At 27.6% G+C, this 20140-nt stretch carries 18 protein-coding genes; 2 read left to right on the forward strand and 16 right to left on the reverse strand.

Features of this window, described 5'->3' with window-relative positions; all coding sequences use genetic code 11:
• Nucleotides 1-359 precede the first annotated feature (359 nt).
• The 8 genes from nth to AYC61_RS14275 form a co-directional block, all read right to left on the reverse strand.
• Entirely contained in the window at nucleotides 360-1004 is a 645-nt protein-coding gene (gene nth / locus AYC61_RS14240; protein WP_066503751.1) for an endonuclease III, read from the reverse strand.
• A 12-nt stretch (nucleotides 1005-1016) separates the two neighbouring features.
• Nucleotides 1017-1304 carry a DUF503 domain-containing protein gene (locus tag AYC61_RS14245; protein ID WP_242866807.1) on the reverse strand — a complete coding sequence of 96 codons (288 nt, stop codon included), beginning with the start codon at nucleotides 1302-1304 and terminating at the stop codon, nucleotides 1017-1019.
• 315 nt (nucleotides 1305-1619) lie between these two features.
• On the reverse strand, nucleotides 1620-2732 hold the full coding sequence (locus tag AYC61_RS14250; RefSeq protein WP_066503755.1) for a lysylphosphatidylglycerol synthase transmembrane domain-containing protein: 1113 nt from the start codon (nucleotides 2730-2732) through the stop codon (nucleotides 1620-1622).
• The gene (locus AYC61_RS14255) at nucleotides 2722-3423 is read right to left on the reverse strand and encodes a polysaccharide deacetylase family protein (RefSeq protein ID WP_066503757.1); all 702 of its coding nucleotides are present in this window, start codon (nucleotides 3421-3423) and stop codon (nucleotides 2722-2724) included. The genes AYC61_RS14250 and AYC61_RS14255 overlap by 11 nt, the downstream gene beginning before the upstream one ends.
• Complete coding sequence (locus tag AYC61_RS14260; protein WP_066503759.1) at nucleotides 3423-4514, reverse strand: MGDG synthase family glycosyltransferase; 1092 nt, start codon at nucleotides 4512-4514, stop codon at nucleotides 3423-3425. Before AYC61_RS14260 ends, AYC61_RS14255 begins: the two co-directional genes overlap by 1 nt.
• A gap of 1439 nt (nucleotides 4515-5953) precedes the next feature.
• On the reverse strand, nucleotides 5954-7141 hold the full coding sequence (locus AYC61_RS14265; protein WP_066503762.1) for a glycine C-acetyltransferase: 1188 nt from the start codon (nucleotides 7139-7141) through the stop codon (nucleotides 5954-5956).
• A 164-nt stretch (nucleotides 7142-7305) separates the two neighbouring features.
• Nucleotides 7306-8412 carry a tRNA epoxyqueuosine(34) reductase QueG gene (gene queG / locus AYC61_RS14270; RefSeq protein ID WP_066503766.1) on the reverse strand — a complete coding sequence of 369 codons (1107 nt, stop codon included), beginning with the start codon at nucleotides 8410-8412 and terminating at the stop codon, nucleotides 7306-7308.
• A gap of 14 nt (nucleotides 8413-8426) precedes the next feature.
• A complete protein-coding gene (locus AYC61_RS14275; RefSeq protein ID WP_066503767.1) occupies nucleotides 8427-9257 on the reverse strand; it encodes a deoxyribonuclease IV in 831 nt (276 codons plus the stop codon).
• Nucleotides 9258-9501: 244 nt separating this feature from the next.
• Between AYC61_RS14275 and rodA the strand changes: the two genes are divergently transcribed.
• The gene (rodA, locus tag AYC61_RS14280) at nucleotides 9502-10617 is read left to right on the forward strand and encodes a rod shape-determining protein RodA (protein ID WP_066503768.1); all 1116 of its coding nucleotides are present in this window, start codon (nucleotides 9502-9504) and stop codon (nucleotides 10615-10617) included.
• A gap of 239 nt (nucleotides 10618-10856) precedes the next feature.
• Here the strand turns inward: rodA and AYC61_RS22100 are convergent, their stop codons facing one another.
• Complete coding sequence (locus AYC61_RS22100; RefSeq protein WP_275935255.1) at nucleotides 10857-10988, reverse strand: hypothetical protein; 132 nt, start codon at nucleotides 10986-10988, stop codon at nucleotides 10857-10859.
• Nucleotides 10989-11123: 135 nt separating this feature from the next.
• Here AYC61_RS22100 and AYC61_RS14285 point away from each other — a divergent pair, with 135 nt between their 5' ends.
• Complete coding sequence (locus tag AYC61_RS14285; RefSeq protein WP_066503772.1) at nucleotides 11124-11465, forward strand: IS1182 family transposase; 342 nt, start codon at nucleotides 11124-11126, stop codon at nucleotides 11463-11465.
• Between the two features lie 222 nt (nucleotides 11466-11687).
• Here AYC61_RS14285 and AYC61_RS14290 read toward each other — a convergent pair whose 3' ends face one another.
• The 7 genes from AYC61_RS14290 to AYC61_RS14320 all read right to left on the reverse strand — a co-directional run bounded on the left by AYC61_RS14290 (nucleotide 11688) and on the right by AYC61_RS14320 (nucleotide 20035).
• Nucleotides 11688-12095, reverse strand: coding sequence for a hypothetical protein (locus AYC61_RS14290; protein WP_066503775.1), 408 nt, complete (start codon nucleotides 12093-12095; stop codon nucleotides 11688-11690).
• A 197-nt stretch (nucleotides 12096-12292) separates the two neighbouring features.
• Nucleotides 12293-13336: a HAMP domain-containing sensor histidine kinase gene (locus tag AYC61_RS14295; RefSeq protein WP_066503777.1), complete on the reverse strand. Its 1044-nt coding sequence runs from the start codon at nucleotides 13334-13336 to the stop codon at nucleotides 12293-12295.
• Nucleotides 13329-14006, reverse strand: a complete 678-nt coding sequence (locus tag AYC61_RS14300) for a response regulator transcription factor (RefSeq protein ID WP_156456474.1) — start codon at nucleotides 14004-14006, stop codon at nucleotides 13329-13331. The genes AYC61_RS14295 and AYC61_RS14300 overlap by 8 nt, the downstream gene beginning before the upstream one ends.
• Before the next feature lie 1247 nt (nucleotides 14007-15253).
• Complete coding sequence (locus AYC61_RS14305; protein ID WP_066503782.1) at nucleotides 15254-15805, reverse strand: class IV adenylate cyclase; 552 nt, start codon at nucleotides 15803-15805, stop codon at nucleotides 15254-15256.
• 14 nt (nucleotides 15806-15819) lie between these two features.
• Entirely contained in the window at nucleotides 15820-16509 is a 690-nt protein-coding gene (locus AYC61_RS14310; RefSeq protein ID WP_066503786.1) for a metallophosphoesterase, read from the reverse strand.
• 170 nt (nucleotides 16510-16679) lie between these two features.
• Nucleotides 16680-18929 (reverse strand): ATP-binding protein, encoded by a 2250-nt coding sequence (locus AYC61_RS14315; protein ID WP_066503789.1) that lies wholly within the window; start codon nucleotides 18927-18929, stop codon nucleotides 16680-16682.
• On the reverse strand, nucleotides 18929-20035 hold the full coding sequence (locus AYC61_RS14320) for a metallophosphoesterase family protein (protein WP_066503791.1): 1107 nt from the start codon (nucleotides 20033-20035) through the stop codon (nucleotides 18929-18931). Before AYC61_RS14320 ends, AYC61_RS14315 begins: the two co-directional genes overlap by 1 nt.
• Nucleotides 20036-20140 lie beyond the last annotated feature (105 nt).

Genomic DNA, 20140 nt, shown 5'->3' on the forward strand with positions numbered 1-20140 from the left:
ATATGTGCAAGTAAATATATGGCGTTGGGCATTGACTTTCCAATTAATCATTAGCCAAATTTCTGGGACAAGCTCCTTGGAAACATACTAGCTAATGAAAAAAACTCAATATCATTTAAGTTAATTTATTTTAATGATAACGATCGTTAGCATTTGAGTCTAATTACATTTCAACTTACTAATATCTAAAACAACAAAGAATACTTCAATAAAAGAGGCTGTTCAAAATAAAAAATTATTTTGGACAGCTCCTTTATTTTATCTAACTCTTATTCATTCATATATATAATAGATCCACTACAAATTAAATTTTGTTCTCTGCTTAACGCAGAGTTTAGCCATTTTGTTAAAATAGCTCCTTAATTACTAGAATCTATATTCTTATCTTTATATTTACATATTTCTAATATAGGACACCTAAAACACTCTGGTTTACGAGCTTTACAAGTTCTTCTACCATGAAATATTAACAGATGATGACTTCTTGACCATCTTTGTTTTGGTATTATCTTCATTAGCTGTTTTTCTGTGTCATTTACATTGTCACTGTTTGCAAGTCCTAATCTGTTTGATACTCTAAATACATGTGTATCTACTGCTATTGCAGGTTTTCCAAAAGCATTTGACAATACTACATTTGCAGTTTTTCTACCTACTCCCGGAAGCTTCATCAATTCTTCCATGTTATTTGGTAACTCTGAGTTATAGTTTTGAATTAAAATACTGCATGTATTTAATATATTTTTACTCTTATTTCTATAAAAACCTATACTGCGTATTATCTCTCCCAGTTCCTCTTGTGAAAGATTTAAATAATCCTTTGGCTTACTATATTTTTTAAACATATCTTTTGTAACTTCATTTACTCGCTTGTCTGTACTTTGTGCTGACAAAATTGTTGCTATTAGTAGCTGAAATGGTGTGTCAAATTTTAACTCACACTCAGCATCGGGATATGTTTTTTCTAGTATATCTAACAGCTTAATTGCTATTTTTTTATCCATTTTATCCTCCAATTAAAGTATCTCTACACAAGTATTTAATATCTCTATCCTACTGTCTCTGTCAATATAGTTTAAGACTTTAGAAATCACACTGTTAGCATGAGCTGTATCATTTGTAACACAAACAAATCCAATTTCTGATTTATTCCAAATATCATTAAAACCTACTTCTGCTATTGATACATTAAACTTTGCTTGTATTCTGCCAATGATGCTCTTTATTACATGTCTTTTTTCCTTTAATGAGTTTGATTCATATATCATCAATTCTACCGCACATGAACCTATTATCATACCCATCACCTCGTCAAAAGAATTACTGCTTTATAACCTACTTAGTAATTGCAACACACCACATAATTAAATCTAATAGCTACCCATCACCTATTGTAATGGGGAACAATTTGAGCTATGTTATATTTTATGATAACATAGTTTAGAAATTCATACAACGAATGAATTTAAGCAGAAAACGAATAAAATGAGTAGTAATTACCTATTTCATCTATACTATTGTAAAAACATTTCAAAAATTTATCAACCAAATATTGTCATAGCTTTATGACTCTTTTGTAGTAGAGCTGAAAGAAAAATAATACATCTATAAAAATTGTTTTAGCTCTTTTCTATATGTGAGGAATAGCTTTTTATCGGGTATTTTACTGCTTTTGTTTCTTTCTTTTTAGAAATGATATGTGCCCCAAGTGATACTATTCCACTTATGACTAAAAATGCATAATAACTTATCCCTCGACTCAAAAGCATTGCTGACATAAGTATTTCTTGTGAAAAAAACATCTTAAACAAAACCATGAAACCACCTTCTAATGCACCTACTGCACCAGGTAAAGGCAGTGAACATACAGCTATTGATAAAATTGATTGCAAACAAATAAAATCAACTGCTGAATATGTATTAAGTCCATATGCTTTGTAAATAAAATATGGAACACTATACATTGCTGTTAGCTGGATTATAGTTACTAAAACCACTTTTGCTATTATCTTAGGATTTTTTTTAATATGGTTTGCTCCATTTTTATATTCTTCGATTTGCTGTTTAATTATCGCTGTTACTTTTTCACTATTTTTTAGTATTTTGATTTTATTTAATAGCGATATCACCCATAATGCAATTTTTAAAACAATTTTATCCGAAAAAATTGCACCCAATATAAAACTTATCAGTACAATATTTATACCTATACTATAGATAATCAGAATACTGATTGAAGATGAACAACTCTCTATAAAATCAGGATTTATTAAAAATGCTGTAATACCATAACAAATCATTATAATTTGATATATTACTACTATGATTAGTAATGTAAGTGAAGATAGTGATACATTTATATCATCCTTTTTCATATAATAAACCTGCATAGGCTGGCCACCTGATGCAGATGGAGTTATTGAACTGAAGAAAAAGCCTATAAATGCATATTTAAGACATCTTAAATAATTTGTTTTTTTATTTAATGTATTAAGTAAAATCTTTATGTTCATGCCTTCACAATTTATGAATGTAAATACTGCTATTAGTCCTGTTATAATATATATTAAATTTACTTTTTTAACTGTTTTTATTAATGTTGATATATCTTGATCCTTTAGTAAAAAATAAAAAGTCAATGTTATGAGGAGAACAAGAAAAATTATACTGCCACCAAAATTATTTTTTTTATCTTTACCATCATTTTTATATTCTGTATTATTAAGCTCCATATTTTACTTGATCCAATCTTACAAAATTAAATCCTCTATCTTTAAGAATAGGAATATCAGTTTTTAGTGCTTCTATAGTTCTTTTTGGTGCACACTCTGCACCTCTTGAATCATGTAAACATATAACAGATCCAAACTTTGTTTGTCTTAAAATTTCTTTTTTTATTTTTTCTAGGGAATTAAATCTACTCCAATCCCCTACCATTACATTCCACAATACAAGCTTAAGGTTGTTTTCTTTTAAATATTTTAAGGTATATAGATTAACATGCCCCCAAGGTGGACGATAATATTCAACATTCCATCTGTGTTTTTTCATGATTTCAATAGACCTTTTGAAATCATTTTTTGTATATTGATATCCTTTAAGCCATGAATTTTTATGCTGTAATGAATGAAGTCCTATAGCGTGTCCTTCTTTTATCATACGATCTATTATTTCAGGATTTTCATCTGCTTTTTCTGCTACAACAAAAAAGGTGGCTTTTACATTTGCTTGTTTTAATAAATCTAGTAATTCACTTGTATAAACCTCATCAGGACCATCATCAAATGTAAGTGCTACATCCTTTGAATAACCAATATTTTTGATTGCATAAGTTTTAAAAAACTTATGATAAATTGTTGGAATTACACAGTAAATTGAATAAGTCAAAATTAGTGCTATAATTATTATTAAAAAATAACTCATTATGAAACGCTCCTCATTTGTACTTTATTTAATACATCCAAAATTTTATTTTCATCCAAACTATTTTTTATGAATTTCATATTACTTTTTATTTTTTCTAATGTACATGTATCGTTTATCATATTTTCAATTTCTAAAGCCATGTCATTTGGTTTGTTCCAAATTATCTTTCCTATTTCCATATTTTCTATATAATGTGCATTGTTTATTTCCTGTTCTAAAAATGGACAAATAACCATAATAGGCAGCTCTGAATAAATTGTTTCAAACAATGTTACTCCTCCTGCTTTTGAAATGATAAGGTCTGCATTTTGCATATATTTATATACTTTATTTGTATATCCTACAACCTTAATATTTTCATATTTATTATAAAGTTTATTGTAAAGACTTCTATTATTCCCAGCAATTACTGTCGTTTTAAGATTTTTTATATTGTTTATTTTTTTATAGAAATCTTTACTCGCTGGGATAAGGCCAAGCCCTCCACCCATGATTAAAAGTGATTTTTCTTTTTGAGTATTTCTACTTAATATTTCAATATTTTTAAACTGTTTTCTTACAGGAATTCCGCTTACTAATATATTTTTTTCTTCAATACCTCTTAAAATAAGGTTGTCTTTGACTTTTTTAGATGCAACGATATAAATATTTGTATGTGGATTTACCCATTCTTTATGAATACTTATATCAGTTATACAGGTTATGAATATAATATTTGAACCTGTTATTTCCTTATATGCTGATATAATTTTTGAACAAATAGGCAATGTAGAAATAATAATACTTGGCTTTATTTCATTTATTAAAGAATCTATTTTATAAGCAATCTGTTTTATAAAAAGCGTTTCAAAATAAGAATCTCCTTGATCAGCCTTTTTATAGAAAAAGTTGTATAATTTACTTCCTCTATTAACAAGTAATTTAAAACCACCATAAATAACTTCACATAAATTTGGTGCCATATATTCAAATATATCTACAACCGTAGTATTTGTATCGCCAAAATTATTTTCAATATCCTGCTTTAATGTTTCTGCTACAGAACAATGTCCCATTCCAAAACGTCCTGTAAGAATTAATATATTCATTTTTATTCCTCCCTTTCAATTATGTAAAATTAACATCAACTGTACTTTTTGGTTAAATTAGTATTAATAGGATTGATTTTAGGCATAACAAATAAACTCATGCTCATTTCTACTCTGAGTATGAGATACAATAAATAATAATTTTGCTAATCTGCTACACTTCGTTAATCAAAATTATAGTATATAAAATTTAAAATAAAGCTAATATAATTCTTAATATTTTCTTAAATTTTCCTAAAATTAATCTAGTTACTTTTGATTCTCATTCATAATTCTATAATTATCATAGATAACAGAAATAATTATTACTTTTACCCCATTTTTATTTATATTTAAATAATACTACTGCTATCTTAAGTACAGATTAATATAATATTAACTAATTGTAATATTTCTAAAGTATTTATTCATAATTTTGGACTCGTATCAAATACTTTACACTTCAAATTATTTAATAAAAAAATAAAAATTCATTGAGAAAGCAGAAATATGTAGGAGTAAGCACTTGACACCAAATCATAGATGCGGGTTATAATCAAGCCACAAACAGTTGCTATAACAACTATTCCAACCAATAAATTCACTAGGGCTCAATCTGAGGTTTCTTTGAATTTGACTTTTAAGAAGTAATTTGGGGGCGCTTTTTTTATATGAAAAAAATTTCTTCTTTACAGTAACAGCAAAGATTCTCAGATTCGTGCCCCCTTCCATTTGGTAATGACTCACCATCATGTAATAACTTCGTACTCACAAAGACTTACCCTAAAGAAATTAAACCTTTATGTCCTTTAGAAGCCACATGACATTTTTTGACCACGACATTGATGCCTATATTTTTTCATCTTTATATAATCAGAAAAATACAAGCATCTCCGAGTAAAAAAAATGTCTTGTATGGCTTCAACACAAAAACATTGAGCTACACTTCCCTCAAAGGCTTACCCTAACTGTTTTATTAATATTCCAACCAATGATTCACTAGGGCTCAATCTGAGGTTTCTTTGTAGGTGACTTTTAAGAAGTAATTTTTTCAATGCTTTTTTTATATGAAAAAAATTTCTTCTTTACAGGAACAGCAAAGATTCTCAGATTCGTGCCCCAATCCATTCGTAACGAATAACCATCATGTATTAACTTCGCACTCACAAAGACTAACCTAAATTATCAAACCAATCAATTCTTTAGAAGCCACATGACATTTTTTGACCACGACATTGATGCCTATATTTTTTCATCTTTATATAATCAGAAAAATACAGGCATCTCCGAGTAAAAAAAATGTCTTGTATGGCTTCAACACAAAAACATTGAGCTACACTTCCCTCAAAGGCTTTCCTAGCTATTTTAACAATTTTTTTGAACCCTTATTAAAAAAATAGAACTTTCTCATTATAAAAAAAAAGATTGACTACTCAAGTCAATCCTTTTTAAATCTATTCTTATAATATATTCATTTCTTTTCCAACTTCTTCAAATGTTGCTACTGCTCTATCTAGTTGTTCTTTTGTATGTCCTGCTGTTACCATACATCTAACTCTACCTGTACCTTTTGGAACAGTTGGAAATACTATAGCTGATACAAATACTCCTTTTTCTAATAATTTTTTACTGAACTCCATAGCTTTTGCTTCGTCACCTATTATAACCGGTGTTATTGGAGTTTCGCTATGACCTGTATTAAATCCTAGTTTGCCTAATTTCTCTTTAAAGTATTTAGCATTATCCCATAGTCTATCTGTAAATTCTGTAGTTTCCATAAGCATTTTAACAGCTTCTATTATTGCTCCAACTGCTGCTGGTGGTAATGATGTACTAAATAGAATTGGTCTACCTCTATGATTTAACCATTCTTGACCAACTTTGCTACATGCAACATAACCTCCTATTGCACCTATTGCTTTTGATAATGTTCCAATACTGAAATCAACTCTTCCATGTAATCCAAAGTGGTCTACTGTACCTCTTCCAGATTCACCTAATACTCCTGAACCATGTGCATCATCTACATATGTAAGAGCATCATATTTTTCAGCTAATTCTACTATTTCAGGTAATTTAGCTATATCTCCGTCCATACTGAAAACTCCGTCAGTTATGATAAGCACATTTCTATATTTGTCTCTATTTTCTTTTAAAACTCTCTCTAAGTCTTCCATGTTAGAGTGCTTGAATATCGTTCTGTCTGCTTTACTTAATCTAGTTCCATCAATTATACTAGCATGATTTAATTCATCTGATATTATTAAATCGCCTTTTTTTGTTATAGCCTGAATAGTACCTGCATTACAATTAAATCCTGATTGAAATACCATTACTGCTTCTTCTCTTTTAAACTCAGCTAAAATTTCTTCCATTTTTTCATGTATGTCCATATTACCAACAATAGTTCTAACCGCTCCAGACCCAACACCATATTTTTCTACAGCTTCTATGGCTGCTTTTTTTAATCTTGGGTGATTTGCAAATCCTAAGTAATTATTAGAAGAAAGATTTATAACCTTCTTACCATTAAGAATAATTTCCGCTTCATTTGCTCCTTCTAACACTGGAAGCTTTCTGTATACCCCTTGATCCTTTAACCCCTGTATTTCATCCTTTAAAAAGTTTAATTCATGTACGTTTGACATAAAAAAATCCTCCCTATACTAATTTAGCCTAAATTTAAGCTCAAAAAATTAATTGTAATATATCGTGTAAACGTTTGCCTATTTATATAATATATCTAAAATATATATTTAGTAAAGCAAAAAAGTAATTTTTAATAATTTTTAATATTTTTAACAATTATTTTTTATTTTTGAGAAATTAGTTTATGTATTTCTTTGTAAACATTTTCGTCTTTTTCATTGTTTACATGTTCTAGTATTAATTTTTCACCTTCATTTTTATCAATTCTTAATGCTGACCATGCTGAATATTCTCTAATCATTGGACTAGGGTCTTTTATTGTTTTCTTTAACAACTCTAACCCTTCTTTATTTTTTAAATTTCCTAATGCTATAATTGCATTTCTTCTCAATATATTTCTTCCTCTCCAACCTCCAGACATTTCACTATATTTCTGCTCAAATTCTTTTTTACTCATAAAAAGCAATTCTTTTATATCTATGAAATTAGATGTTTTTATTGGTATAAATTCTGTATGTTTACTTAGTTTTGCTTGATGATTAATCGGACATGCTAATTGACATATATCACACCCGTATATGCTCGTTCCCATTTTTTCACGCAATTTATATGGTATTTTATTTTTTGTCTGTGTTAAATATGAAATACATTTATTAGCGTCAAATTCATAATTTCCTTTCAAAGCTCCTGTTGGACAAGCTTTTATACATAAATTACAGCTGCCGCACTTACTATTAGTATTAGTATCTAAAATATCTAAATCTAAATCTGTTATTAGATATCCAATGAATATAAATGACCCATATGTATCATTTATAATTGAGCAATTTTTCCCAAACCAACCTATATTTGATATAGCTGCTACTTCTCTATCTATTAGTGGTGATGTATCTACACATATTTTATAATTAAAAGTTTTAACTTTTTTTATCTCATTTGCTAACTCATTTAATTTATTCTTTAAAACCTTATGATAATCCATTCCCCATGTAGTTCTTGATAATTTACCTGGTAAATTAGGTTTACTATTAATTTCATAATTATTATTATACGCAAGTCCTATAGTTATGAATGATTTTGCATTTTCCAAGTATAATCTTGGATTACATCTAATTTTTATATTTGCTTCCTCAAATTCACAAGAATAGTTTTTGTCCCTTCTTTGAATTAGAGCTTCATTAGCTCTTTCAAAAGGTTCTGTATTAGCAAAACCAACAATATCAATACTTAATTCGTTTGATTTTTTTATAATATATTCTTTTAAATTCATTAATATCAAATCCTTTATTTATATGCAGTTCTTAGCATTTCAATTTCTTCTTTATGACCTTTCACATCGTTGGGTGTTTCTAAATTAAATGGCAATTCTCTAAGATATGGGTGATTGATAATATTTACTATCGCCTCCATCCCAATAGTTCCTTTTCCAATAAGCTCATGTCTATCTTTATTCGAAGCGAATTCAGTTTTGCTGTCATTTAAATGAACTGCCTTAACTCTATCAAAGCCAATTATCTTATCTATGCTATCTATAACACCATTTAAATCATTTACTATATCAAAACCAGAAGAATATAAATGACATGTGTCTATACATATACCTAAATTTTCATTGTATTTCACACCATCAATTATTTTCTTTAACTCTTCCATATTTCTGCCGATTTCAGTTCCTTTTCCTGCCATACCTTCTAATAGTATTGTTATTTCATTATCCTCTGTTAAAGTTTCATTTAAAGCCTCTACTATGTATTCAATGCCTTTATCTGAACCTTGTTTTAAATGGCTTCCAGGATGGAATATATAATATGATTTTGGGAACAATTTTAATCTGTTTAAATCATCTTTTAAAACACTCTTTGCAAAATCTCTTATATCCTCTTTATCTGAGCTCAAATTCATTGTATATGGTGCATGTGCAAATAATACTCCAAAATCATGTTCTTTCACAAGCTCTGAAAATTTATTTATATCATCCATATCAAGAGCTTTTGCTTTTCCTCCTCTGGGGTTTCTTGTGAAAAATTGAAATGTATTTGCATTAATATCTACTGCTTGTAATCCTGCTTTATAATATCCTTTTGATATAGATAAGTGACAACCTATTTTAAACATAATCTCTTCCTTTCTATATACAACATAACATAATTTCTATTCTAATTATTGTTATTATTATACCACATACTGTAACATAACTTACTTACACTATTTAAAATAGTATGAATAATCAGAGTTAAAAATATTTGTTAAATTTAGGTGGAAATTTTTATACTAATTAAAGCTTTTGTTATTTAAATATGTTATAATGTAGAATAGTATATTAGTACTATTTTACATTATAAAATTGAAAGGATATATTATGTTTGGATTTGAAAAAAAGTTATGGAAAAATTTTGATATTATATTATTTTTGGATGTTCTTTTATTAAATGCATGTGGTTTCGTTGTTATTTATCTTGCCACATTAGAATCTAGTGCTGGTTATATGCGATATCTTAAACCTCAAGGTATAGCTTTTATTCTTGGTATTGTAGCTATTCTTGTTTTATGTACTATAAACTATGATCTACTTAGAAAACTATATTTACCTATTTATATTTTTTGCAATCTCTTGTTATTAGCAGTTTTAATTATTGGAAAAGGCGACACTACTTGGGGGGCAAGAAGTTGGTTGATTATTGGTCCTATAAGATTTCAACCTTCTGAGATTGCAAAAATAGGAATTATAATTTCACTAGCTCAATATATAGATAAAAATAGTGAACATATAAATGAACTTCGTGTACTATTAAAAGTTCTAATCTTTGCTTTTGTTCCAGTTGCATTAGTTTTAAAACAACCTGACTTAGGAACTGCTACTGTTTTCATTTTCTACACTGTTATTATGTTATTTATAGCAGGTGTAAAAATAAAGTATTATTTATATTCCATTGGTTTAGGATTAATCAGTATACCTTTTGTTTGGATGAATTTGGGGAAATATCAAAAAAATAGAATACTTGTATTTTTAAACCCCGCTATAGATACATCTGGAGCAGGATACCAAGTATATCATTCTAAAATCGCTATTGGCTCAGGAGAGTTATTTGGCAGGCTGATATCTAATGAAGCTAGATTTATTAAAAGTGGATATTTACCTGAAAAGCATACTGATTTTATATTCTCAGTTATTGGAGAATCCTTTGGTTTTATCGGAGGATGCATAATACTACTTTTATTCTTTATACTTATATACAGGTTAATAAAAAATGCTAGGGAAGCAAAGGATTTATTCGCTTCGCTTACTATAATAGGTATAACTTCACTTATAACATTTCATATATTAGAAAATATAGGAATGACTATGGGGCTAACCCCAGTAACGGGTATTCCACTTCCTTTTATCAGCTATGGAGGTACATTCCTATTGTCTAATATGATTAGTATAGGTATAGTTTTATCAATTTCTATGAGGAAAAATAAGATTAATTTTTAGAGTAGTCATGTAGTTATAAACAAAACGGCTAACGCCGCGTTAAAAGTCAGTCGCTCTTGACTGACTTTTATTTTTATATTTTTTCCTAAGCTACCAGATGGTTATTATTATACTTTATCTTATTACTTTCCTCTTTTGAATACTTTTAACTTTTTATTTCACTTGTTCTATTGTATTATTTTTTAGATTTAGTGTAACTATTATAGAATACAGTAGCTCCTTCTGCTATTTCTTTTAAACTATGATAATTCAACTGCTCTTTCTAAAGCTAAAACAGTACCGCTATTAATTATATTAAAGGGTGCTTTTACCCTTAACTGTATACCTTTGTTTGGGTCGTAATCTGAATCACAAGGAACGGCAGACTGCATAAAAACAAACAAAATAAATACTAATAAAATATGATGAAACCATTAGAAAATAGCCAATATATGATATAATTGAAATAAAAAAGGACGAAAAACATGCAAAGATATATAAAAGGAAAAAATAGAAACTAAATAAATATGATACCATCATCATTTGAAGATATGATAGCTGAAGATAATAGATGCATTGTAGAAGGTCTTAATACAGAAAAATTAGGGTTAAAATATGCAAAACCAAAAACAACAGGTAGAAAACCATACAATCCAACGGATTTATTGAAATTATACATATATGAGTATTTTAATGGCATAAGAAATTCAAGAAAGTTAGAAAAAGAATGCAAAAAAAATATAGAAGTAATGTGGCTAATAAATGAGTTAACGCCAGATGACAAGACAATCTTCAACTTTAGAAAAGATAACAAGAAAGCATTAAATGAAGTAATTTCTTTTTTAAGTTTGGGTTATGTTATAAAATAAATTTAATTTAATGAGGTAAATAAATGAACTTATTAGAAAAATATTAGTTGAATTACATGGTGAAATTTTAAAGCAATGTGTTTTTAAGAAGATATTGAAAGAAATGTAAAAATTCCAATAATATTGCTATTTGAAATAAAAAAGGTGAGAAGCCTTTAAATTCAGACCTTATCACCTTTTTTTTTACTAAATAAGTTTAATCAGAATAAATATGATTTGTTTCTATGCCAATGGAGCATCAGAGAGTGCAAAGCCTTCTTTAACTCTAACACCAATTGGTTCAGGATTTTCCTTAAAGTTTACAAACTCCATTGTGTTTTGTGTTATTTTTTTGCCAGTTTTTTTGTTTGTAATATAAACAACATATCGAATAGCACACCAACCATCTTCAATAAGCATATTTTTAAATTCACCTAGTTCTATATCAAATGCGGCAAAGAATTCACCCATCATGTCTTTATATTCTTGAAGTGTTAATCTTTTAAGCGCTCCGTTATATTGTAGATTGTAATGTGCATCAGGTTCATAAAGCGTATCACACCATTCCAGCCATGCCTCATAGCCCATGTTCCAGTTTTTAAATCCAGATGTTAGTCGGTTTTTAATTGCTTCGTCAAATTTTGTATTCATAAATATCCCCTCTCAAATTTCATATTTGTATTTCCAATGTTCTTTATTGGATAACCTAATGATAACGTATCAAAGTAAACACATTATCAATTCAATATCAATTTTAAATCAACTTTGTAAAGAATGCTTATTTCACTTTCAAAAAAATCTCCATCGCTAATAAGTGATGGAGATTTTTATCATTGTTTTCTATTTTCTTATATCTCAAAGGTATTAAGAAATACATTAAAAGTACAACCTTTTCCTAGTTCACTTTTTACAGATATTTGATTTCCGGTTATATCTAATATCTTTTTTACTTGGGCAAGTCCAAGACCATTACCATCACTTTTATGTGAAGTATCGGCTTGATAGAATTTTTCGAAAATGTGTTGCATATCCGATGAAGCTATTCCGATACCATTATCATGAATAGAAAAGATTATTTTATTTTCGACAGACGTTAAACTAATTTCAATAGTACCACTGTGTAAACTGTATTTGACAGCATTACTAATTAAGTTTGACCACACATGATATAGAAGCATTTCAGGTCCACTAAAAGTAATTTCTTTAAGATTTAATTCAAAATCAAGTGCTTTGACGTTCCATACATTTTCTTGTTGTAATAAAATTTGAAGAATTTGCTCATCTAGTCGATACGTTGTGATTTCTGGTTGCAAAGTTTGATTATCTAATTTGTTTAACATTAAAATATTTCCGATAAGCGAGGAGAGTCGTTTGGTATTGTACAATATTCTATTCGTGTTTTCTACTATCTCTTCCGGGGACATATCTGGATTTTGCAAAAGTGTTGCATAGCCTTCAATGGCAGTTAACGGAGTTTTAAATTCATGAGAAACATTTGATACAAAATCAGAACGTAATGTTTCAATTGAAGATAAATCTTCGGTCATAGTCTTAAAATTTAAAAAGACCTGTTGCATTTCAGATATTTTTCCGGAATAATCTAAGTTAACGTTAAATTCTCCTTTTGCTAACTTTGCAGATGCCCGATTCAACTTTTCTAATGGCTTTACTAATTGCCTTACAAGAAGATAGGGGCATAATAATTCAACATTTACAATTAGTATGAACAAAATACCAATATTAGCTTGTACGGCTCCGGTTGTACAGCTAAAAGATGTAATAACAAATATACTTCCACCCAACAGAAGCGTTGTTCCTAAAATAGAATTGACAAGAATTTTTAAACAGTAAGCAAATGCTGTTAAAGTTAATTTTTTGTTGTTTTTATTCATGTTTTTTCACCACTTTATATCCCATACCACGAATAGTAATAATTTCAAAGTCTGGATTGTCATTAAATCGATTACGTAACCTGTTTATATGTACATCTACTGTGTGAGGATCAGTCTCTGTACTGTATCCCCATACTTCATCCATTAATTGCAATCTTGTAAAGGCTTTACCACAATTTGAAATCAAATAAAAAAGAAGAAGAAATTCTTTTTGTGGTAGTATTTGTTCAAAGCTATTGTCAATTACTGTATATGAATCATATTCAAAAACTGTTTTCCCAATTACAAATCGATGTTCAGTAGCCATTTCAGCTCTTCTAAGGAGTGCTTGTACCCTTAGAACCATTTCATTGATATTGATAGGCTTAGTCATGTAATCATCGGCACCTGAAAGAAATCCCTGCTGTAAATCATCGAAGGAATCTTTTGCAGTTATCATTAGAATAGGCATAGTATATCCCGCGCTTCTAAGAGATGTTAATAGTTCGAAACCATCCATCTTAGACATCATGATATCTGTGACAATTAGATTTATAAGATTAGTTTCTAATATAGTAAGAGCCTCATACCCATCACAAGCTTCAATAACATCATAATTATTTCTACGTAATATTTTCGTATAAAGTTGGCGAATTTCTGTATCATCCTCAACTACTAATATTTTAAACAAATTTATTCTCTCCATTTCAAAAATTGTATTTACTATAGTATACACCATGAAAATCAACAATACATCAACAAAATTCAAGATTTATTGATGCAAAGTTTATCTATTATTGATATTATACCCTACAATAGTTGATATAATATAAACAAAGAAGAAAATGGAACTAAACTAAAACCACTCATTATGAGAAATCAGATCATCAAGAAAAATTTGTGCAAAAGAACAGTATAAATTTATAACAGAATCAATTCATAGATACTTTGAGAAAGGCACTATTAGGATTTGCTAATATAAGTATAAAGATTATATTAGGGGGAGGTTTTTTGTTTATAGAAATACCCGGATTTGTAAAATGATTTCCTATTTTATCAAGAGTTATTTCAAAATTTAAAAATATTTATAATTCTACTGTTTTCAATGAGTTATGCCATGTTTTTTGTTGTCTTGTTGAATCTCTGACGACTTTTACATCTTTGTCAAAAAGAAAGATAAATAGAAAAAATGTTTATAATGGCATTTTTATGCAGTAACATATTGGTGTATTACAGATTAATTACATAAATAATAATATTAAAGATTCCGCAGATTATAGGTATCTTGATATTATTGAGGTATTAAGCAATAGGGGTAGTTTATTAGCAGAATTTGATAAAGATATATTTAATGCGTTAGTTGATAAGATTGAGATTATCAGCAGAACGCATTTTATTTTTGTGCTAAAGAGTGGGGAAAGGTTGAGAAATTAATGTAGCACAATGTAAATTATGTCTAGAAATTAATAATAGTTGAGGTATACTAAAAATAGAATTTTTCATTTTGAAAATTTTTTATATTAAGAAACTCAGTTCATTATATTAAAAGTAAGGGAGTAAAAAAGATGGCTAAAGATTTACAAATTCAGGAGTTGACAGACAAAATATACTAAATAATAAAACTGTCCCCAACCCCCTGAGGCTTATCACATTAGTTCTCCCTTGAACGTAAAACGGACAAAGCAGTTGCCCACGTTCAAGTACAGAAACTAATAAACACTCAAGTTATTCTTCAGCATAGCCTTATCCTGTTATTAGTTAAGAACTAAAGAATACTATACATGACAATAATCAAGTGTGAACAGATTGTTCGATGAAATGTTAAATTCTTACACAGGGGTTTTCGACAATTTCAATCTTTGCTATTAGAGAGAGAATACACAAAATTATTTACACGCCCGAGAATATTTACTATAACCACGAATGAGATGAAATGTTTTACAGCACTTCCATTCCAATATCTTTTCTAAGCTGATCAAATGATTTAGTTGTTACATCCTCTTCTTTTAAATCTAGCATATCTATTGCTTTCTTTAAATCATCTGTATTTTTAACTTCCAACTCCATATAAGTGTCAGGGTAAGTATCCTTGTCCCATGTATCTATTTCAAATAGAATACCGTCTTTTTCATAAGAAATCCTCTCTTTTGTTCCTTTATGTAATTTTTTTACATTTATCAACTGTAATATTTCCATCAAAGCTTCTTTGTCTTCAAATTTTGTCTCTATCTCTATATTTCTTCTTAATTCATCATGAGATACATTTCTTTTAAGTGTAAAAATACATTCAGTTTTATTCGTCTTTAAATTTTTCTTTTCTCTTATTCTTAAATAACCATTTAACTTATTTTTTACAAATCTATCTTCTGTATCAAAAATTGTATTCTCTTGATGTTCATGCTTAACTAATTTAGCATCTAGTGCTTCTAGTCTGTTTATTATATCCTGCTTTTCTATATTTAGAACCTTAACTTCTAACTCATTAACCATAAAACCAACTCCTGTTATATTATTTTCTTTAGTTTAAAATCTATAAAATCACTTGATACACATTGAAAATCTATATCTTTTATTATACCTTCTGTTACATATTTGTGTCCTTCTGAATGTAAATGACCATAAAGACATATATCTACTCCATATTTTTTCATTACATCAACAAATTCATTTGGTGTGCTATCAATATTAAATGGTGGATAGTGTATCATAACTATTTTTTTATCTACATCTTTATCTTTTAAAGAGCTTAGTGATAATTCTAATCTATTAAGTTCTCTGCTATAGATTTTTATATCTTTTTGCTTAAATTCATCACTATCCTTTGACAACCAGCCTCTAGTTCCAAATATAGCGATATTATTGTATATAAAGCAGTCATTTTGAATAAACTCTATTGTTTGTAAATCTAATGCTTTAAGTTTAGCTTTTGTTTCCCACCAGTAATCATGATTTCCCTTTATTAAAACTTTTTTCCCAGGCAATTTATCAATTATATTTAAATCATTATATGCTTCTTTCAGTTTTAATGCCCATGATATGTCTCCTGGAATAAGAACTAAATCTTCTTCTTTTACTGTTTGCTTCCAGTTATCAATAATCTTCTTATCATGGTCTATCCATTTCTCGCCAAATATACCCATTGGCTTTTTGTTTGTAAAATCAAAATGTGTATCTCCTATTGCATAAATGGACATATATATCACCTCTAATCATTTAACCGTACTTGTTTTTTATTTAGAACCCATAAATTTTCTAGTAATTAGTACAATGTTTCTTCTGCTTTATTATTTGATTTCACTGCTTAAACTTAAACTTTAACTTTAATGAATATTTGGCTATTTTTACAGTTTTACAACAGTTAATGTTATACATTAATATAGTTGTACTTTAACCCTAATTTATCAAAATATTCTTTTTCTCTATAATGGCATGTAAATAATAATATCTGTTTAGTATTACTTATATTATTAATCACCTTTAATATGTTATGTAGTCTTATATTATCATATTGTATGAAGCTATCATCTAATAATAATGGTATGTTTTTATTCTCACTTAATAAATCAATTATTCCTAATCTAACTGCAAAATAAAACTGATCTATAGTACCTCCGCTTAAATCCTCTATACTTACTAATCTACTACTTGATGGATCAACAACTCTAACATCCATATTTTCGGACATCTTCACTTCATTGTATTTATCATTCGTTATGCTACTTGTAATTTCATTAACCATTTTATTTAGTTTTGGTGCAAAGTCCTTATGTATATCTTTTGATATCTCCTCAATTGTATTTTTCGCTAGCTTTAATGAATTTAGCTTATTTGATAATTTATGTAATTTTTTCTTCTTTCCTATTATATCTTCATGTATATCTACTAACAACCTTTTAGTTAATCGTATATCTTTTATCTTCTCTTGATATATCAATTGTCTATTCTTAAATTTATTAATATACTCATCTTTTTCTTTTAGGTTGCTTTCAAGCTCTTCTTTATTATAGTTTTTAATTTGACATAAATCTATATCCCCAGCAGCTTCCATTTTTTGCTTTAAGTCTTGTATTGTTTTATTTCCTAACAATTGTTTTAAAAGTATTTTTTTGTTAGCTGCTTCTTCTTTTTGTTTAAGAAGTTTATTTTTTAATTCTACAGCTTTATGATAACCCTCTATACTATCTGTTTTGTTTCTGTTTAATACAAATTCAATATTTTTATACTCCTTGCTCAATCTACTTTTAAGTATAGATATATCTTCATATTCTTGATTTATTTTTTCTTGTAATATGTTAGTTATTTGCTTATTAACAGTACTTTCACTATTTTTGCTATTATTTTTACCATATTTATTTGATAAATGTTGTATGTCTTTATTTAGGTTAGTGCTATTAAAACTTATAATCAGTATTACAATAAAAGATAATATTGCTCCAATGCTGTATTTAACATCTTCAATATATCCTAAATATATTGACCCAAGTGTTATTAATACAGCTGCCCATCTAAACAATTTCAATACCTTTAGTTTTTTATTTTTACTTACTAAAACTGACATAAAATCTTCTTCATTAGAATTATCACTACTTTGATTATCATTTAAGACTTTGTTAATATCAAAACTTACTTCCTTTAGTTTATTCTTTGTTTCATCATATTTATTTTTAGAAACTTCTATACTTTCTTTAATATATTTGACATTATCCTCAAATCTTATTAATAAGTCTCTATCCTCTAAGCTAATATCTTCATATTTATTTAATTTTTTGATACTTTTTTCTAAATCATCTATACTTTCTATTAGTGTTTTTGCTTCTAAATACTGTCTAGTAATTTCACTGTCTTTTAATAATTCTAATATATTTATTATTTCATCCCTTTTATTCTCAGTTAATTTAATTTCATCACCTAATGCTAATAGCTGTTTTTCATAATCTCTAATAGCTTCTTCTCTTTCCTCGGCTAAATTTTCTTCAGCTTTTAAGTCCTCAATTTCAAGTACTAAACTTCCATATGGGGATTTAACTCTTCCTTTTGTTCCTATTTCTTTTATACCATCATCTAGTTTTTGCAAAACTCTATTAACTGAAATATCTTCATCTAAGGATTGTCCAATATTGACCAAATTATCTTTTACATGCTTTGCAAAATCATTTGTAATCCTACTTTGTGACTGATTAATACTTATTGTATTTTTATATATAGTATTATTAATGCCTAAATGTAAAGAAAAAGGTTCGTATAATCTTATAACCTTGTTATAATTAAATTGAGAGCTAATATCTTCTCCTAAATCTTCATCAAATATCTTTACATCATCATTTCCTTTAAGGAAGTTTCTCTCTATTCTATATGTTTGATTATTAACTTTATATTTTAATATTCCTCTATAATCACTATAATTCCACGGTAAATAACTATCATATTTTTGAGTATATCTTTTTGTTTTTGTGTTAGGATTAAAAAATCCATAAAACATTGCTTCTATAAAGCTGTGTATAGTTGTCTTCCCAGATTCATTATTTCCATATATTATGTTTATTCCCTCAGTTAGTTCTATTTTTTTGTTTTTGAACTTACCAAAAGATATTAAATTAAGCTCTTTTATAATCATTATATATTCACCTTTTCACTTAATAATAATTCTAATCCTATATACAAAGCTTCTTTAACTACTGGGTTATTTAAATCTTTAGTCTTCATTTCCTTGATAAAACATCCTATTATATTATGTTTATTGTTTAAATATAGTTGATCTAAATCATAGTCTGATTTAGTTTCATCAATTATTTGAACAAATTGTACTAAATTACTTATCTTAGTTTTAAATTGATCTATATCAAGCTTTAAACTGTTATCTCTAATTCCTGTCAGCTTTATTTTATAAATATCTTCTTTTCTATTAATTGTATTCATATTAGCTTTTATTGCCTCTAAAACATCAATTTGATTCATTTCGGGATTAATTTTTATTTCTAATGCATGATATCTTCTCTTACTTAATGGTATAAATTTCATATTTGATATCTGTTTACTTAGAATAACTTCTACTACTCCATGCTCACCAGTTTCACCAAAATCTAATGGTTCAGGACTTCCACAATAACATAAATTATCATAATAAGCAATATGCTTATGAATATGTCCCATTGCTATATAATCAAATCCACTTCTTAACAAATCATCCTTATTCAATGGTAAGTATTTTGAATCGCTGTTAGTCATATCACCATGTACCATTAGAATATTTATTCTACTATAATCTTTTATTTGAATATTCTTTAATATGTTATCTTGTCTTTCTTTAGTTTTCCAGCTAACTGAATAAATTGATGTATTAATATCATCAAAATCTTTCTCTTCAATAGCATTACAATTTGAAAAAATGTGTACATTTTCTGCCCAATTAACTAGCTTATATAATGATCTGTCATCTATTGGATCATGATTACCTGCACATATTAAAATTTTTATATTCTTTAGTTTCTTAAATTCATCATTTATTAGTTTTAAATCTCCAATGTTACAAGTATTTTCATCAAAAAAATCTCCAGCAATTAATAAAAGATTAGAATTTTGTTCCTTAGCTCTATTAATTATATTCATAAACGTATCTAATATATCATTTCGTCTCATTTGTCCATAATTAATATAATTGGAAAAATTCTTAAATTCTCTGCCTATGTGAATATCACCGGTATGTATTAATTTGATTTTCATAAAATCACTCCTATGTTAGTATAACTTCTACTAAATAAAAACATCAATAGTTTCCTGAAATTCTGCATATAGAACATATATTCGATAAATTAGTTTTGATATCCT

The organism is Abyssisolibacter fermentans, from assembly GCF_001559865.1.
Taxonomy (GTDB): Bacteria; Bacillota; Clostridia; order Tissierellales; family MCWD3; genus Abyssisolibacter; species Abyssisolibacter fermentans.

Excerpts from the sequence above, each read along its gene's own strand:
- nth (WP_066503751.1), bottom strand. The coding sequence starts at position 1,004 with ATGGATAAAAAAATAGCAATTAAGCTGTTAGATATACTAGAAAAAACA.
- AYC61_RS14245 (WP_242866807.1), bottom strand. The coding sequence starts at position 1,304 with ATGGGTATGATAATAGGTTCATGTGCGGTAGAATTGATGATATATGAA.
- AYC61_RS14250 (WP_066503755.1), bottom strand. The coding sequence starts at position 2,732 with ATGGAGCTTAATAATACAGAATATAAAAATGATGGTAAAGATAAAAAA.
- AYC61_RS14255 (WP_066503757.1), bottom strand. The coding sequence starts at position 3,423 with ATGAGTTATTTTTTAATAATAATTATAGCACTAATTTTGACTTATTCA.
- AYC61_RS14260 (WP_066503759.1), bottom strand. The coding sequence starts at position 4,514 with ATGAATATATTAATTCTTACAGGACGTTTTGGAATGGGACATTGTTCT.
- AYC61_RS14265 (WP_066503762.1), bottom strand. The coding sequence starts at position 7,141 with ATGTCAAACGTACATGAATTAAACTTTTTAAAGGATGAAATACAGGGG.
- queG (WP_066503766.1), bottom strand. The coding sequence starts at position 8,412 with ATGAATTTAAAAGAATATATTATAAAAAAATCAAACGAATTAAGTATT.
- AYC61_RS14275 (WP_066503767.1), bottom strand. The coding sequence starts at position 9,257 with ATGTTTAAAATAGGTTGTCACTTATCTATATCAAAAGGATATTATAAA.
- rodA (WP_066503768.1), top strand. The coding sequence starts at position 9,502 with ATGTTTGGATTTGAAAAAAAGTTATGGAAAAATTTTGATATTATATTA.
- AYC61_RS22100 (WP_275935255.1), bottom strand. The coding sequence starts at position 10,988 with ATGCAGTCTGCCGTTCCTTGTGATTCAGATTACGACCCAAACAAAGGT.
- AYC61_RS14285 (WP_066503772.1), top strand. The coding sequence starts at position 11,124 with ATGATACCATCATCATTTGAAGATATGATAGCTGAAGATAATAGATGC.
- AYC61_RS14290 (WP_066503775.1), bottom strand. The coding sequence starts at position 12,095 with ATGAATACAAAATTTGACGAAGCAATTAAAAACCGACTAACATCTGGA.
- AYC61_RS14295 (WP_066503777.1), bottom strand. The coding sequence starts at position 13,336 with ATGAATAAAAACAACAAAAAATTAACTTTAACAGCATTTGCTTACTGT.
- AYC61_RS14305 (WP_066503782.1), bottom strand. The coding sequence starts at position 15,805 with ATGGTTAATGAGTTAGAAGTTAAGGTTCTAAATATAGAAAAGCAGGAT.
- AYC61_RS14310 (WP_066503786.1), bottom strand. The coding sequence starts at position 16,509 with ATGTCCATTTATGCAATAGGAGATACACATTTTGATTTTACAAACAAA.
- AYC61_RS14315 (WP_066503789.1), bottom strand. The coding sequence starts at position 18,929 with ATGATTATAAAAGAGCTTAATTTAATATCTTTTGGTAAGTTCAAAAAC.
- AYC61_RS14320 (WP_066503791.1), bottom strand. The coding sequence starts at position 20,035 with ATGAAAATCAAATTAATACATACCGGTGATATTCACATAGGCAGAGAA.